At 66.6% G+C, this 15,477-nt stretch carries 12 protein-coding genes; 8 read left to right on the forward strand and 4 right to left on the reverse strand.

Features of this window, described 5'->3' with window-relative positions:
* Positions 1-40 precede the first annotated feature (40 nt).
* The 4 genes from JOD97_RS22890 to JOD97_RS22905 all read right to left on the reverse strand — a co-directional run bounded on the left by JOD97_RS22890 (position 41) and on the right by JOD97_RS22905 (position 4,085).
* Positions 41-1,639, reverse strand: coding sequence for a methyl-accepting chemotaxis protein (locus JOD97_RS22890; RefSeq protein WP_209723756.1), 1,599 nt, complete (start codon positions 1,637-1,639; stop codon positions 41-43).
* A 232-nt stretch (positions 1,640-1,871) separates the two neighbouring features.
* On the reverse strand, positions 1,872-2,168 hold the full coding sequence (locus JOD97_RS22895; protein WP_209723758.1) for a Txe/YoeB family addiction module toxin: 297 nt from the start codon (positions 2,166-2,168) through the stop codon (positions 1,872-1,874).
* On the reverse strand, positions 2,131-2,418 hold the full coding sequence (locus JOD97_RS22900) for a type II toxin-antitoxin system Phd/YefM family antitoxin (protein WP_209723761.1): 288 nt from the start codon (positions 2,416-2,418) through the stop codon (positions 2,131-2,133). Before JOD97_RS22900 ends, JOD97_RS22895 begins: the two co-directional genes overlap by 38 nt.
* A gap of 104 nt (positions 2,419-2,522) precedes the next feature.
* Complete coding sequence (locus JOD97_RS22905; RefSeq protein ID WP_209723764.1) at positions 2,523-4,085, reverse strand: DNA mismatch repair protein MutS; 1,563 nt, start codon at positions 4,083-4,085, stop codon at positions 2,523-2,525.
* 192 nt (positions 4,086-4,277) lie between these two features.
* Between JOD97_RS22905 and JOD97_RS22910 the strand changes: the two genes are divergently transcribed.
* The 8 genes from JOD97_RS22910 to JOD97_RS22945 all read left to right on the forward strand — a co-directional run bounded on the left by JOD97_RS22910 (position 4,278) and on the right by JOD97_RS22945 (position 15,331).
* A complete protein-coding gene (locus JOD97_RS22910; protein ID WP_209723819.1) occupies positions 4,278-5,546 on the forward strand; it encodes an efflux RND transporter periplasmic adaptor subunit in 1,269 nt (422 codons plus the stop codon).
* 31 nt (positions 5,547-5,577) lie between these two features.
* The gene (locus JOD97_RS22915) at positions 5,578-6,309 is read left to right on the forward strand and encodes an ABC transporter ATP-binding protein (RefSeq protein WP_209723766.1); all 732 of its coding nucleotides are present in this window, start codon (positions 5,578-5,580) and stop codon (positions 6,307-6,309) included.
* 10 nt (positions 6,310-6,319) lie between these two features.
* The gene (locus JOD97_RS22920) at positions 6,320-7,633 is read left to right on the forward strand and encodes an ABC transporter permease (protein WP_209723768.1); all 1,314 of its coding nucleotides are present in this window, start codon (positions 6,320-6,322) and stop codon (positions 7,631-7,633) included.
* Positions 7,634-7,655: 22 nt separating this feature from the next.
* The gene (locus JOD97_RS22925; protein ID WP_209723770.1) at positions 7,656-8,891 is read left to right on the forward strand and encodes an ABC transporter permease; all 1,236 of its coding nucleotides are present in this window, start codon (positions 7,656-7,658) and stop codon (positions 8,889-8,891) included.
* 123 nt (positions 8,892-9,014) lie between these two features.
* Positions 9,015-10,361: a sigma-54 dependent transcriptional regulator gene (locus JOD97_RS22930; RefSeq protein WP_209723772.1), complete on the forward strand. Its 1,347-nt coding sequence runs from the start codon at positions 9,015-9,017 to the stop codon at positions 10,359-10,361.
* Positions 10,361-11,722: a PAS domain-containing sensor histidine kinase gene (locus JOD97_RS22935; protein WP_209723774.1), complete on the forward strand. Its 1,362-nt coding sequence runs from the start codon at positions 10,361-10,363 to the stop codon at positions 11,720-11,722. Before JOD97_RS22930 ends, JOD97_RS22935 begins: the two co-directional genes overlap by 1 nt.
* 21 nt (positions 11,723-11,743) lie before the next feature.
* Entirely contained in the window at positions 11,744-12,520 is a 777-nt protein-coding gene (locus JOD97_RS22940; RefSeq protein ID WP_209723775.1) for a spermidine synthase, read from the forward strand.
* Between the two features lie 375 nt (positions 12,521-12,895).
* Complete coding sequence (locus JOD97_RS22945) at positions 12,896-15,331, forward strand: TonB-dependent siderophore receptor (protein WP_209723776.1); 2,436 nt, start codon at positions 12,896-12,898, stop codon at positions 15,329-15,331.
* The last annotated feature ends 146 nt before the right edge of the window (positions 15,332-15,477 follow it).

A 15,477-nucleotide genomic window follows, 5' to 3' on the forward strand; every position in this document is an offset into this window, starting at 1 on the left:
CCCCGCCCCCGATGTCAAGCGAACATTGGTGAACCGGGCCTCAGGCCAGCGCCAGCCGCCGGGTGGCCGCGCCGGCCGCCGCGCGCGCCTCGTCGATCTTGAAGATGCTCACCGTTTGCGCCAGTTCGCCGGCCTGGTCCTGCAGCGATTGCGTGGCGGCGGCCGCCTCCTCCACCAGCGCCGCGTTTTGCTGCGTGACCTGGTCCATCTGCGCGATCGCCTGGTTGACCTGGTCGATGCCCTCGCTCTGCTCGCGGCTGGCGATGGCGATCTCGCCGACGATCTGCGTGACCTGGTGCACGTTGCCCACCAAGGTGTTCATCGTCGTGCCGGCGCGCTCGACCAACGTGGTGCCGAGCTGGATCTTCTCCACCGATTTGTCGATCAACAGCTTGATTTCCTTGGCGGCGGCGGCCGAGCGCTGCGCCAGGTTGCGCACCTCGCTGGCGACCACGGCGAAGCCGCGTCCCTGTTCGCCGGCGCGCGCCGCCTCGACCGCCGCGTTCAGCGCCAGGATGTTGGTCTGGAAGGCGATGCCGTCGATGACGCCGGTGATGTCGACGATCTTGCGCGACGACTCGTTGATGTCGTTCATCGTCGTCACCACCTCGTGCATCACCTCGCCGCCCTGGGCGGCGGTGCTCGAGGCGCCCTCGACCAGCGTGCGCGCGTGCTGGGCGTTCTCCGAGTTCTGCTTGACGGTGCTGGTCAGCTCCTCGATCGACGCGGCCGTCTCCTCGAGCGAGCTGGCCTGCGTCTCGGTGCGCGACGACAGTTCCATGTTGCCCGCCGCCAGCTCCTGCGAGCCGATGTTGATCACCTCGGCGCCGCGCCGCACGCGCGACACCGTCGACAGCAGATCCTGCTGCATGCGCCCGATCGCCACCAGCAGGCGCTTGATCTCGTTCTCGCCGCTGTCGTTGATGTGGGCGGTCAGGTCGCCGCGCGCCACCTGGTCGAGCAGCGCCACGGCGCGTTCGAGCGGGTGCAGCACGATGGACTTGAGCAGCAGGTGCACGCCGACCACCAGCGCCAGCGCCACGATCAGGCCCAGCGCGACGAGCCATTTGACCAGCGTGTATTCGCGCGCGCCGCCGTCCATCAGTTCAGTGATCTGTTCGTCGCTGAGCTTTTGGTATTTCTCCAGCTGGGCCGAGAAGGCGGCGCCGGTCGGCGTCAGCTCCTTGGTGTTGATGGTGGTGTAGGTATCGGTGTCGTCGCGCGTCAGCGCGGCGGAGGCGCGCTCGAGCACGCGGGACAGCGCCCGGCCCGACTCGATCAGGGCGGCCTTCAGCTGCGCGTCCTGGCCCGGATAGGCGGGCGCCTTCTCGTACTTGTCGAGGAAGTCCAGCGTGCGCTGGTACGACTTGGCGGCGCTGGCCAGCGCGGAGTCGCGGTTGTCCTTGCCGCCGCTGTCCTTGACAATGGTGTAGGCGCGCGTCAGGGCCGAGCGGGTGCGCGTGGTGTCCTTGTAGGCGTCGTTGATGGTGATGACCTGCGAGCCGATCTGGTGCACCGTGGCGATCGCCTGGTTGGACTGCTTCAACGCGTACAGGCCCAGCCCCGCGCCGACCACCAGCATGCCGGCAAACAGCAACAGCACCCCCAACAAACTCGCCCGCACAGTCACATTGTTCATCGCTTCCCCCGCATAGATCAGTTACCATTGCCATTTGGCAATAATGTGAAGGTCGAATATACCAAGAAATTGACATTCGGGCGATGAAAAATGCGTTTTACTTAGCTTCGCGTGTATTAGACACGACGCCGGGCGACGGGTTGGGCGGCGCGGCGCGCCGGCGGCTAACAGTTCTTGTATTTCCAGTTAGGTTGCTGGCCGTCGGCGATTCATTCATTTGACGAAAAGCGGTTTAATAATGATAACGGCAGGCCGCGACGTAAATGATGCCGTCAACTACCGCGTAGACCAAACGGTGCTCGCGGTCGATGCGGCGCGACCACAGCCCTGCCAAATTGCCCCTGAGCGGCTCCGGCTTACCGATGCCTTTGAAAGGATCGGCGATGCAAGCATCAATGAGGTCGTTAATTTTGTCGCTTAGCTTCGGGTCTTCCCTTTGCCAGTATTGGTAATCCTCCCATCCGATGTCGGTAAAAGCGACAACGGCATTCCTAGCCTGTTCTTTGTTGCTTGCTTTTGTTTTTTTCATTCCGGCCCAGCTCCCTAATTTGGACCTTGCCGGCCTTCAGCTGTTCAAACGATTCAAGCAAGCGGCTGGCGTTTTTCGGGGAACCAAGTAAATACAGGGTTTCCTCGATGCTGTTGAAATCCGCCAGCGACAACATCACGACCGGTTCCCCGCTCTGGCGGGTGATGACTGTCGGGCTGTGGTCGTTGCATACATCGTCCATCACAGCTTTCAGTCCGGCCCTGGCCTCGCTAAAAGTTAGAATGTTCATAAAAATGGCCTTTCTTAAACTCCAGGAAATGTCAGCAGGTACAAAAAAACATTGTACAGAAATTCGTACAATGTTCAACTTTTAGCACTCCTTGCGCGTACTTTTCATCCCAACACCGTCTCGCAGTCGGCCGGATGGGCCATGTACTCGCTCAGCCAGCCGTGGACGCGGTTGGCCTTGGCCGAGATGGCGGCGTCGAAGCCGCGCGAGGCCAGCAGCGCGATGCCGTTGGTTTCCTTCAGCACCCCGGGCCCCAGCCGCAGTTGTCCGTCCACCCGGCCGACGCACCACGGCGCCAGCGCATCGGCCAGCAAAGGCGCCAACACCAGGTTGTGCGACGACACCAGCACCCGCCCGGAAGCCGACAGCGTATGCAGCACGGCGGCGGCGGCCGATATCGATTCCAGATGGTTAGTGCCGCGGAAGATCTCGTCGATGATGAAGATCGCCGGCGCCCGCGCGGCCAGCGCCAGCAGCTCCCTGGCGCGCCGCAGCTCGGCGATGTACAGGCTCTCGCCGCCTTCCAGCGCATCCTCGTTCTGCATGCTGGAGTAGACCGGCAGCGCCGGTGTGACGGCGTGGTCGGCATAGCTGAAGCCAAAGGCGCGGGCGACGATCAGATTCAGCCCCACCGTGCGCAGCAAGGTGCTCTTGCCGATGCCGTTCTGCCCCGAGATGAAAGCGCCCCGCCGTTCGAACGCGAACGACAGCGGCGCCGGTTCGGCCAGCAGCGGATGCACGGCGTTGGTCATCGCCACGTCCGGTCCCTGCTGCGCCCAGCAATAACGCGGCGCGTCGGCCAAATGCCGCGCCAGCGCCAGATCGGCCTCCAGCGCCGCGATCCGCCGGAAACTGGCGCGCAGCAGATCGAGGTTGGCCCGCACCACCTCGCGGCTGTTGAAGTAGTGGCGGATGTTCATCAACCAAAGCCAGTCGGCGTATTCGCGCGCGCCCGGCAGATCGGCCATCGGCGAGCGGCCGATGCCCCGATTGACCTTGCCGGCGCGCGCCGCGTCGTCGCGCAAGCCGGCCGTCAACGCGCTGTCGATTTTGGACAGCAGCGTGTGCGCGCGCAGCATCTGCTGCAGCGTCTTGAGGATGCGCCCCCATTCCGACGCCGCCTCGCCAAAGCGCATCTGCACCAGCGACAGCGACAACCACAATCCCAGCGTCACGCCCCACAGCGGCAAGAAGCCGCTGACCAGCGCCAGCACGGCCGACAGCAGAAACGCCACCGGCAGCCACGCCAGGTACGGCGCCCAGCGCGGCACCGGCGCCGGCGCCGCGCCGAACAGGGTCTCGCTGACCTCGCGGTCGGCGCGGCGCAGGCCCTCGCAGGCCGTCAGCAAAAGCGCCCGCTGTCCGGCGTCGTCCAGCAACGTCCGCACCCGCGCGGCGGACGCGGCGACCTCCACGCCGCCATCGGCCGGCGCGTGCAGGCGGCGGTGCAGCTCCTGCTGCCCGAGGATGCTGGTGCCGCGCGCCAGTTGCGCGCTGTATTGCGGCAGCAGCATGTCGTCCCACGTTTGCGCGTCGAGCGCGCCGCCGCCACCGTGCAACGTGCGGTGGTACAGCGCGACGTCGCTGGCGACAAACGGATAATCGGCGATGTCGCCGGCCGGCATGGCGGGAAGCAGAAACCGGGTAAGCCTGTCGATCAAAGTCATAAACAAAAAGATAAAAGGTTAAGTCACCCGCATATCGTTCCAATTGGCAAAATATCAACCGGAGCGGACGCGGCCTCGGACAAACCGGACACTCCGGACAGCGGACGGAGCGGCAAATCCCTGCCGATTCAAGCACTTAGGGATTGGCACGAATCCTGCAAAGCATGCCGTATCTTTTTCTCAATGACCACCATGATCCGCGACACCTCCAGCCAAGACGCCGTCATCGCCGCCCCCAGGGGCCACGCGGCCAAGCGCCGCCTCGCCATCGCCGCCGGCGCCATCGCCCTGCTGGCGGTGGCGTACTGGCTGTTCCACACCTGGCGCGGCAGCGAACAGTCGGTCAGCATGTCGCGCCTGCGCATCGCCGAGGTCACGCGCGGCACCCTGATCCGCGACGCCGCCGTCAACGGCCGCATCGTCGCCGCCATCAGCCCCACCTTGTACTCGACGTCCGCCGCCACCGTCACGCTGAAGGCCGCCGCCGGCGACACCGTTAAAAAGGGCGACGTGCTGGCGGTGCTCGAATCGCCCGACCTGTCGGACGCGCTCAAACGCGAACAATCGGCCTACGCGCAGATCGAGGCCGACGTCGAACGCCAGAAGATCCTGGCGCGCAAACAAAAGCTGCTGGCGCGGCGCGACGCCGACACCGCCGAAATCGAGCGCCTGTCCGCCCAGCGCACGCTGGAGCGCTACGACGCCGTGGCCAACGACGGCATCGTCGCCAAGATCGACTACCAGAAGGCCAAGGACGCGCTCAATTCGGCCGAGATCCGCGCCCGCCACGCCCGCCAGGCGGCCGAACTGGAAAGCGACAACGTGGCGCTGGAGCTGACCTCCAAGATCAAACAGCTCGAGCAGCAGCGCATGGTGCTGTCGAACGCCCAGCGCCGCGTCGACGAGTTGACGGTGCGCGCGCCGGTCGACGGTTTCATCGGCACGCTGTCGGTGGCCAACCGCAGCGTGGTGCCGCTCAACACGCCCTTGATGACGCTGGTCGACCTGTCCAAGCTGGAGGTGGAGCTGGAAGTGCCCGAGACCTACGTGGCCGACATCGGCCTGGGCATGGGCGCCGAGATCAACGTCGGCACCGGCATCGCCAGCGGCAAGCTGTCGGCGCTGTCGCCAGAGGTGGTCAAGAACCAGGTGCTGGCGCGGGTGCGCTTCAACGGCGCCCAGCCGGCCGGCCTGCGCCAGAACCAGCGCGTCACCGCGCGCCTGCTGATCGACGAAAAACCCAACACGCTGATGGTGCAGCGCGGCCCGTTCGTCGAATCCGAGGGCGGCCGCTTCGCCTACGTGGTGCGCGACGGCATCGCCATCCGCACCCCGATCAAGATGGGCGCCACCAGCGTCTCCGCCGTGGAGATCCTCGGCGGCCTGAAACAAGGCGACAAGATCGTCATCGCCGGCAGCGAAACGTTCGAGAACGCGGCGCGCGTCTCGATTAACAACTAATTTACTCGACACCAGTCCGAAGGAATCCATTATGCTGCGCATGCAAAACCTGAGCAAAGTCTATCGCACCCACATGATCGAAACGCACGCGCTGCGCGGCTTCGAGATCAACGTCAAGCAGGGCGAGTTCGTCACCGTCACCGGCCCTTCCGGCTCCGGCAAGACCAGCTTCCTCAACATCGCCGGCCTGCTGGAGGAGTTCACCGACGGCGAGTACATCCTCGACGGCATCAACGTCAAGGGCATGGACGACAACGCCCGCTCGCGCCTGCGCAACGAGAAGCTGGGCTTCATCTTCCAGGGCTTCAACCTGATCCCGGACCTGTCCTTGTTCGACAACGTCGACGTGCCGCTGCGCTACCGCGGCTTCAACGCCGCCGAGCGCAAGGAGCGCATCGAGGACGCGCTGTCCAAGGTCGGCCTGGCCTCGCGCATGAAGCACTATCCGGCCGAGCTGTCCGGCGGCCAGCAGCAGCGCGTGGCGATCGCGCGCGCGCTGGCCGGCTCGCCCAAGCTGCTGCTGGCCGACGAACCGACCGGCAACCTCGATACGCAGATGGCGCGCGGCGTCATGGAGCTGCTCGAGGAGATCAACGCCCAGGGCACCACCATCCTGATGGTCACCCACGATCCCGAGCTGGCGGTGCGCTCGCAGCGCAACGTCCACATCATCGACGGCCAGGTGTCGGACCTGATGCGCAAGGCGCCGTCGCTGTTCGATGCCAATGCCAATGCCGGCGACGGCAAGTCGCATGTCGCCTGAGGGGACCCGCATGTTCCAATACTACTTCCTGCTTGGCCTGCGCAGCTTGCGCCGCAATCCGGCACTGACCGCGCTGATGGTGCTGACCCTGGCCATCGGCGTCGCCGCCAGCATCGCCACCTTGACCATCCTGCACGTGATGTCGGGCGATCCGATCCCCGGCAAGAGCGACCGCCTGTTCGTGCCGCTGATCGACAACGGCCCGCTCGAGGGCTGGTCGCCGGCCGACGGCCCCAACGACAAGCAGATCAGCTATCGCGACGCCGCCAATCTGCTGGGCAGCAAGGCCGGCGAGCGCCGCACCGCCATCTACGGCATCGCCGTCTCGGTCGAGCCGGCGCGCAAGGACATCGGCGTGTTCACCGCGGGCGGCATCGCGCCGGGCGGCGATTTCTTCAACATGTTCGAGGCCCCCTTCCTGCACGGCCAGGGCTGGAGTCCGGCCGACGACAAGGCCGGCGCCGACGTCGTCGTGTTGAGCCGCAAGCTGTCCGAAAAACTGTACGGCGACACCGACCCGGTCGGACAGCGCGTGACCATGGGCGGCTTCCAGTACCAGATCGTCGGCGTGCTCGATACGTGGAACGTGGTGCCGCGCTTCCACCGCGTCATCGGCAACGACAGTGCCTTCGGCGAGGAGGAGGATCTGTACATCCCGTTCGCCAACGCCATCCGCCACGAGATGCAGCGCAACGGCAGCACCAGCTGCAGCAGCGACTACGGCCCCGGCTTCCAGGCCTTCCTCGACTCCGAATGCACGTGGATCCAGTTCTGGTTCGAGACGCGCAGCGGCGCCGATCGCGCCGAACTGCAAAGCTTCCTCGATAGCTACGCCATCGAACAGCGCAAGCTGGGACGGCTCAAGCGCAACGCCCCCAACATGCTGTACGACGTGCGCGAATGGCTCGATTACCTGAAGGTGGTCGCCAACGACAGCAAGCTGTCGGCCTGGCTGGCGTTCGGCTTCCTGATCCTGTGCCTGGTCAACACGATCGGCCTGCTGCTGGCCAAGTTCTCCGTGCGCGCCGCCGAAGTGGGCATCCGCCGCGCGCTGGGCGCCTCGCGCCGCGAGATCTTCCACCAGTTCCTGATCGAGACCACGGTGGTCGGCCTGGCCGGCGGCGCGCTCGGGCTGCTGCTGGCGTTCGGCGCGCTGGCGCTGATCGCCATGCAGTCGAAGGCGCTTACGGTGGTCGCGCACATGGACTGGATCATGCTGCTGACGACCTTCGCGCTGGCCGTGCTGTCGGCGGTGCTGGCCGGGCTGCTGCCAACCTGGCGCGCCTGCCAGGTCACGCCGGCGCTGCAGCTCAAATCCCAATAAGCGAAAAACCAGAGACCCGATCATGGAAATCCGTCCCATCCTCTCCGCGCTATTGCGCAACAAGACCGGCCCTATTCTAGTGGCCGTGCAGGTGGCGCTGAGCCTCGCCATCCTGTCCAACGCGCTGCACATCGTGCAGGTGCGCCAGGCCGTGTCGGCGCGCGCCAGCGGCATCGCCAACGAACAGGACGTCCTGAGCCTGCAGATCCGCCACCTCAAATACGGCGGCCACGCCGACCAGCTGGCGGTGCAGCGCGCCGAGACGGCCACGCTGCGCGCGGTGCCGGGCGTGATGTCGGTGGCCGGCACCAGCCAGATGCCGCTGTCCCGCTCCGGCAACTACAGCAGCCTGTCGATCGACCGCAAGCAGCTCAAGACCATCACCCAGACCACAACCTACTTCGGCGGCGATTCCCTGATCAAGACCTGGGGCCTGCAACTGGTCGAGGGGCGCGATTTCGTGCCGAGCGAAGTGCCAGAGATCGACCAGAACACCAGCAACGATTTCGCCAAGATCGTCATCATCACGCGGGCGCTGGGCGAGAAGCTGTGGCCTGGACAGAGCAGTTTCGTCGGCAAGACCTTCTTCTTCGGGTCCGGCAACGACGCCAAGGACGTGCGCGTGGTCGGCGTGGTCGAGAAGCTGCAAACGCCGGGCGCGGAGATCAAGGAAAGCGGCGAGTACTCGACCCTGGTGCCGGTGCGCCTGACCGGAGAAGACGTCAACGCCTATACCGTGCGCGCCGAGCCGGGACAGCTCGACCGCGTGATCAAGGAGGTCAAGGCGGCGCTGACGGCCGCCTCGCCGACGCCGGTGATCGTCAAGGTCAAGACCATGACCGAACTGCGCACCACCCGCTACCGCGCCGACAAGGCCATGTCGTGGATGCTGGTGACGGTCAGCGTGCTGCTGTTGCTGATCACCGCCAGCGGCATCGTCGGCATGGCCAGCCTGTGGGTGACGCAGCGGCGCAAGCAAATCGGCGTGCGGCGCGCGCTGGGCGCGCGGCGGATCGACATCCTGCGCTACTTCGTCACCGAGAACGTGATGATCACCGGCGTCGGCGTGGCCGGCGGCGTGCTGCTGGCGCTGGGCCTGAACCAGCTCCTGGTCAGCAAGCTGGAAATGGCGCGCCTGCCGGCCGGCTACCTGCTGGCCGGCGCCGGCGTGTTCCTGGCGCTGGGCGTGGCCGCCGTGTACGGGCCGGCGTGGCGCGCCGCCACCATCTCGCCGGCCACCGCCACCCGCAGCGCGTGACCTCCACCCCGGACCTGCGCACGAGACGCACGACGCGCGTAGTCGCGGGGTCGTACCCCGTGCGGGGTACGACCCCTGGCTCGGTTCCGGGTTGGAACACGCATACAATGTTATGCTAGCGTCATGCCTACCGTACTGATAATCGACGACAACGCCGCCGTCGCCATCGCCCTTGAAGTGCTGTTTTCGCTGCACGACATCGACGCGGTGCGCGCCGCCTCGCCCGAAGCCGGCCTGGCGCTGCTGGCGCGCCAGCCGGTCGACCTGGTGATCCAGGACATGAACTTCAGCGCCGACACCACCTCCGGCGAGGAGGGCACGGCGCTGTTCCGCGCCATCCGCCAGCGCCACCCGGACCTGCCGGTGATCCTGCTGACCGCCTGGACCCATCTGGACGCGGCGGTCGACCTGGTCAAGGCCGGCGCCGCCGACTATCTGGCCAAGCCGTGGGACGACAACCGCCTGATCGCCACCGTCAACAACCTGATTGAACTGGGTCTGACCAAGCGCGCGCTGCACCAGCGGCTGCAAACGGAGCTGCGCCAGCGGCGCGAGCTCGAACGCGGCTACGACCTGCGCGGCATGGTGTGGCAGGACCCGGCCACCGAGCGCGTGGTGCACCTGGCCTGCCAGGTCGCGCGCGCCGACGTGCCGGTGCTGATCTCGGGCCCCAACGGCACCGGCAAGGAATGCATCGCCAACATCATCCAGGCCAATTCCTCGGTGCGCGACGGCCCGTTCGTGGTGCTCAATTGCGGCGCGCTGCCGTCCGAATTGATCGAGGCCGAGTTGTTCGGCGCCGAGGCGGGCGCCTACACCGGCGCCTCCAAGGCGCGCGAGGGCAAGTTCGAGGCGGCCGACGGCGGCACCCTGTTCCTCGACGAAATCGGCAACCTGCCGCTGGCCGGCCAAATGAAGCTGCTGCGCGTGCTGGAGACGGGCCGCTTCGAGCGCCTCGGCTCGAACCGCGAACGCCAGGTCAAGGTGCGCGTGGTCAGCGCCACCAACGCCGACCTGCAGGCGATGATCAAGGCCGGCAGCTTCCGCGAGGACCTGTTCTACCGCCTCAACGTGATCGAGCTGCGGCTGCCGCCGCTGGCCGGGCGCCCGGCCGACATCCTGCCGCTGGCGCGCCATTTCCTCGGCGCGCAGCGCCCGCTGCAGCTGCATCCGTCGGCGCAGGCGGCGCTGTTGGCGCACCCGTGGCCGGGCAATGTGCGCGAGCTAAAAAACGTCATGGCGCGCGCCGGCCTGCTGGCCCAGGGCGACACCATCAAGGTCGGCGACCTCGGTCTGCCGGCGGCCGCCGCGGCGGCCATCGAGGACGGCACGCGCGAACCTGACCGCGACGCCATCGGCCTGGCCCTGAGCCGCGCCGGCGGCGTGGTGGCGCAGGCGGCGGCCGAACTGGGGCTGTCGCGCCAGGCGCTGTACCGCCGCATGGAGCGGCTGGGCATCGCCCGCTCCTGATGGCGGCGCCAACGACCGAAGCGCGCGGCCTGCGCCTTTCGCTGCTGACGCGCTGGACGGCGCTGATCGGCACCCTGCTCACCGTCGGCACCCTGATCGCGCTGGCCCTGACCCACTTTTTCCCCGACAAGCCCGGCATGGTGCTGGCGGTGTGCCTGCTGTGCGTGCTGCCGATCTCGATCATCACGATCCGCTCGCAGCTCGGCCACATGCTCTCGCTGTTCCGCGCGCTGACCGGCACCGTCACCAGCTACCAGGACGGCGATTTTTCATTCAGCCTGCACTGGCCGCAGAACGATGAACTGAGCGACCTGGTGGCCGCGCACAACGCGCTCGGCGACGTGCTGCGCCGGCAGCGCCTCGACCTGGTCCAGCGCGAGCTGCTGCTCGACACGATGGTGCAGAACACGCCGGTGGCGATGCTGCTGGTGAGCGAGGCCGGCCCCGTGGTGTACGCCAACATCGCCGCGCGCCAGCTGCTCAACGAGGGCCGCAAGCTCGAAGGCCACCGCCTCGACGAGGTGCTGGCCAAGGCCTCGCCGGCGCTGGTGGAGGCGATGGCGCGCGGCGGCGACGGCCTGTTCACCACCCGCGCCGGCGGCGACCAGGCCGACGACGTCGACGGCGAGGAGGTCTACCATCTGGCGCGCCGCAGCTTTAATCTGAACGGGCGGCGCCACGAGCTGCTGCTGCTGCGCCAACTGACGATGGAGCTGCGCCGGCAGGAGGTGCAGACGTGGAAAAAAGTCATCCGCGTGATCAGCCACGAGTTGAACAACTCGCTCGCGCCGCTGACGTCACTGGCCCACTCCGGCGCGGAGCTGGTGCGGCGCGGCCAGACCGAACGCCTGCCGCAGATCCTGGCCACGATCGAGGAGCGCACCCGCCATCTGGAGAGCTTCATCCTCGGCTACGCGCGCTTCGCCAAGCTGCCGGCGCCGCGGCTGGAACCGCGGCACTGGCCGGCGTTCCTGGCGCAGTTGGCCGAGCAGGTGGAATTCACGCTGGCCGGGGAGCCGCCGGCCGAGCCGTGCGCGTTCGACGCGGCGCAGCTGGAACAGGCGCTGCTCAACCTCCTCAAGAACGCCCACGAATCGGGTTCGCCCGCCGGCCAGGTGGGCCTGGAGGTGCGCCGCCTGCACGGGGCGGTGCGCATCGACGTCCACGACCGCGGCCCGGGCATGAGCGACGCCGTGCTGACCAACGCGCTGGTGCCGTTCTACTCCACCAAGCGCAGCGGCACCGGCCTGGGCCTGGCGCTGGCGCGCGAGATCGCCGAGGCCCACGGCGGGCGCATCACCCTGGCCAACCGCGACGGCGGCGGGCTGGCGGTGACCATCATCCTGCCGCTGGCCTGCTAGTTGACCTGTTAAACTGGCGGGATGTCTTCCAAGTCCGCCCCCAACACCACCCGCTACGACCAGCCCGGCCATCCGCCGGCCACCATCACCGAATTCGAGGGCGTGCGCAGCCTGCACCTGGGCACCTCCTGGGTGCAGGGCGCGATGCGCCTGTCCAAACCCGACAACATCGAGCTCGAATACGTGCAGATGATGATGATGTGGTTACTGTTTAACGACAGCCCGCGCCACATCGTCCAACTGGGGCTGGGCAGCGCGGCGCTGACCAAGTTCTGCTACCGCCGCCTGCCCAAGGCGCGCGTGACGGCGGTCGAGCTCAATCCCAACGTCATCGCCATCTGCGGCGCGCAATTCGGCCTGCCGCCGAACGACGAGCGCCTCAACGTGATGGAGATGAACGCGCTGGACTTCGTGCTCGACCCGGCCAACCACGGCACGGTCGACGTGCTGCAGGTCGACCTGTACGACGAGGAGGCGCGCGGGCCGGTGCTCGACTCGCCCGAGTTCTACCAGGCCTGCCACGACTGCCTGGGCGACGGCGGCGTCATGACCACCAACGTGTTCGGCGACTTCTCCAACTACGACAAGAATTTGCAGGCGATGGAGGCGGTGTTCGACGCCGTGGTGTGGCTGCCCGAGGTCCACGACGCCAATATCGTCGTGATCGCGTTCAAGCAGTCGCCGGTGATCGATTTCGCGGTGCTGTACGAGCGCGCCGGCGCCATCAAAAAGAGCCTGAACCTGCCCGCCAAGTCGTGGGTCAACGGCCTCAAAGGCTGGATGCTGGACCAGCAATAACCCGGACGGCCAAGCGGGGTCGGACCCCGCACGGGGTCCGACCCCAAGCGGCGCGGCATGCTTCCAGGTGAATGCTGGCGGGGTTGGATTGGTGCGGATCGAACGCACCGGCGACGCGCGTTTTTCCGCCTATCGATATGCAAGCGCCACATACCGATGCAGGCGCGCCACAGTTTCGCACCGTTTTGTGGCGCGCGCCGCGCGGGCCGTCGGCCAGATTACGCCACATCCTTGCATAACGCGAGCAATATTAGCAATCGTACACATTCCGCAACAAGTTGGTGCATGCCGCGTTGCGGCCGTGCGACGCCTCAAGATAGTATTTTCTCAACGACCGCTACCCGCGGCGTCCCCACAAAACCAAGAGAGAAATACATGACAAGAGCACCTCAATTCAAGCGCACGCTGTTGGCCAGCGCGATCCTGCTGCTGGTGGCCGGTCCGGGCCTGGCGCAAACCCAGGCCGCCGCCGACGAGCAGCTGGCCAAGGAGCAGCAGGTCGTCGTCCTCGGCTCGCGCACGGTCGCCAAAACGGCGCTCGACACGTCGGCCCCGGTCGGCCTGATCAGCCTGAAGGACATGCAAACGGCCGGCCCGCTGGAACTGGGCAAGCTGCTGCAAACGCTGGACCCGTCGTTCAACTTCTCGAGCACCTTCGTTAGCGACGGCACCGACAGCATCCGTCCGGCCACCCTGCGCTCGCTCGGGCCGGACCAGGTGCTGGTGCTCATCAACGGCAAACGCCGCCACCAGCAAGCGCTGGTCAACGTCCAGCAAACCGTCGGACGCGGCTCGGCCGGCACCGACATCAACGCCATTCCGCTGGCGGCGATCCAGCGCATCGAGGTGCTGCGCGACGGCGCCGCCGCCCAATACGGCTCCGACGCCATCGCCGGCGTGATCAACATCGTGCTCAAGTCGCAGGTCAGCGAAACCTCGCTCAGCGGCACCTACGGCACCACCTCCGAGGGCGACGGCGACCTGTACTCGGCCAGCGCCAACACCGGCTTCGCGCTGGGCCAGGACGGCGGCTTCCTCAATCTGACCGCCGAGGCGCGCAAGCGCGGCGAAACCAACCGCGCCGGCCCGGACTCGCTGCGCGCCAGCCCGCCGCGCGTGACCCAGCACCTGGGCGACAGCGACACCCGCGACACCTACTTCTGGTGGAACGGCGCCATCCCGATCGACAAGAGCAGCGAGTTCTATGCCTTCGGCGGCCTGTCCAAGCGCAAGAGCGACTCGTTCGGCTTCTTCCGCTCGGCCGGCGACGACCGCACCGTCTCGGCGGTCTACCCGAACGGCTTCCTGCCCGCCATCCACACCGACATCAAGGACGCCTCGTTCGCGTTCGGCTACCGGCGCGACCTGGCCAACGACTGGAAGGCCGACATCAGCATCAACCACGGCGCCAGCGAACTGGCGTTCCACGAGTCCGACAGCCTGAACACCAGCTACTGGTACGAGCCGAAACCGGGCGGCGGCATCTACGCCGACTCGCCGCGCCAGGCCGACACCGGCACGCTCAAATTCGACCAGACCACCATCAACGCCGACGTCAAGGGCCCGGTCAAATTCGGCGACAGCAGCGTCTTCATCGCCACCGGCTTCGAATACCGCCGCGACAACTACCAGATCGTCGCCGGCGACCCGGTCTCCTACCAGTACGGCCGCACCAACAACCCGGCCATCGCCATCACCACGCCGAGCGGCGCGACGGCGGCGGCGGGCATTCAGGGCTTCCCCGGCTACACGCCCGCCACCGCCGTCGATTCGGGCCGCCACAACATCGCCCTGTTCCTCGACGCCGAACACAAGCCGCTCGATAGCCTGACGCTGGCCGGCGCCGTGCGCTATGAGAAGTACTCGGACTTCGGCAGCACCGTCACCGGTAAGCTCAGCGCCCGCTACGACCCGACCAAGACCGTCGGCTTCCGCGGCAGTGTCTCGACCGGCTTCCGCGCGCCGAGCGTGCAGCAGGAGTTCTACAGCTCCGTGTCGACCAACCTGAATAACGGCGTGCTGACCGAAACCCTGACCGCGCGCCAGGGCAGCGCCGTCACGCAAGCCTTCGGCATCGCCCCGCTGAAAGAGGAAACCTCGACCAGCGGCAGCGTCGGCATGGTGCTGCGCCCGGCCAAGAATATGTCGCTGACGGTGGACGCCTACCAGATCAAGATCAAGGACCGCATCGTCTTCTCCAGCGAGATCGCGCCGGAGGCCGGCGGCGGCCCGATCACCAACATCCTGCGTCCGCTGGGCGTGGGCCAGGCGCAGTTCTTCACCAACGCGGTCGACACCCGCACGCGCGGGCTGGACATCGTCGCCGAGCACACCACCAAGTTCGACGCGTCGTCGCTGGTGCTGTCCGGTCAACTGGGCTTCAACAAGACCGAGGTGACCAAGCGCCATTCGACATCGACGGTGCTGACCGGCGAGCAGCTGTTCGACCAGGCGCAGGTCACGTTGATCGAGCGCGGCCAGCCGCGCAAGCACCACGTGGTGGCGGCCGACTACACGGCTGGCCCATGGAACATCAACACCCGCGCCAATTACTATGGCGAAGTGCAGGCGCAAAGCTTCAGCCCCCTGCAGACGTGGGACGCCAAATGGCTGGTTGACGCGTCGGTGCGGTATGGCTTCACCAAGCGCACGTTCCTCAGCGTCGGCGTGAACAACGTGTTCAACGAACTGCCGTCGGAATGGACCAACGGCGGCGACTTCCCGAAACTGGGCTTCACCCGCTGCTGGGAAACCTGCCCGATCGGCATGAACGGCCGCTCGATGTACGTGCGCGTGGACACCGCGTTTTAATAGCGGGCCACGCCAATCTCCCAACCTGGGAGGCACGTAGGGCGGATTAGCTGTGATGTTTCAAGAGGTTGTTGCGTGAAAACTTGAGCCTAGACATCGGAGCCTTTCCATCGACACCGTGATGCGGGCGATGCCAGTTGTAGTGG

Source organism: Duganella sp. 1411 (assembly GCF_017833525.1).
Lineage (GTDB): Bacteria > Pseudomonadota > Gammaproteobacteria > Burkholderiales > Burkholderiaceae_D > Rugamonas.

Bases quoted from the DNA above. Each gene is read 5' to 3' on its own strand.
- JOD97_RS22910 (WP_209723819.1), top strand. From the start codon at position 4,278: ATGATCCGCGACACCTCCAGCCAAGACGCCGTCATCGCCGCCCCCAGG.
- JOD97_RS22905 (WP_209723764.1), bottom strand. From the start codon at position 4,085: ATGACTTTGATCGACAGGCTTACCCGGTTTCTGCTTCCCGCCATGCCG.
- JOD97_RS22900 (WP_209723761.1), bottom strand. From the start codon at position 2,418: ATGAACATTCTAACTTTTAGCGAGGCCAGGGCCGGACTGAAAGCTGTG.
- JOD97_RS22935 (WP_209723774.1), top strand. From the start codon at position 10,361: ATGGCGGCGCCAACGACCGAAGCGCGCGGCCTGCGCCTTTCGCTGCTG.
- JOD97_RS22895 (WP_209723758.1), bottom strand. From the start codon at position 2,168: ATGAAAAAAACAAAAGCAAGCAACAAAGAACAGGCTAGGAATGCCGTT.
- JOD97_RS22915 (WP_209723766.1), top strand. From the start codon at position 5,578: ATGCTGCGCATGCAAAACCTGAGCAAAGTCTATCGCACCCACATGATC.
- JOD97_RS22920 (WP_209723768.1), top strand. From the start codon at position 6,320: ATGTTCCAATACTACTTCCTGCTTGGCCTGCGCAGCTTGCGCCGCAAT.
- JOD97_RS22930 (WP_209723772.1), top strand. From the start codon at position 9,015: ATGCCTACCGTACTGATAATCGACGACAACGCCGCCGTCGCCATCGCC.
- JOD97_RS22925 (WP_209723770.1), top strand. From the start codon at position 7,656: ATGGAAATCCGTCCCATCCTCTCCGCGCTATTGCGCAACAAGACCGGC.
- JOD97_RS22890 (WP_209723756.1), bottom strand. From the start codon at position 1,639: ATGAACAATGTGACTGTGCGGGCGAGTTTGTTGGGGGTGCTGTTGCTG.
- JOD97_RS22945 (WP_209723776.1), top strand. From the start codon at position 12,896: ATGACAAGAGCACCTCAATTCAAGCGCACGCTGTTGGCCAGCGCGATC.
- JOD97_RS22940 (WP_209723775.1), top strand. From the start codon at position 11,744: ATGTCTTCCAAGTCCGCCCCCAACACCACCCGCTACGACCAGCCCGGC.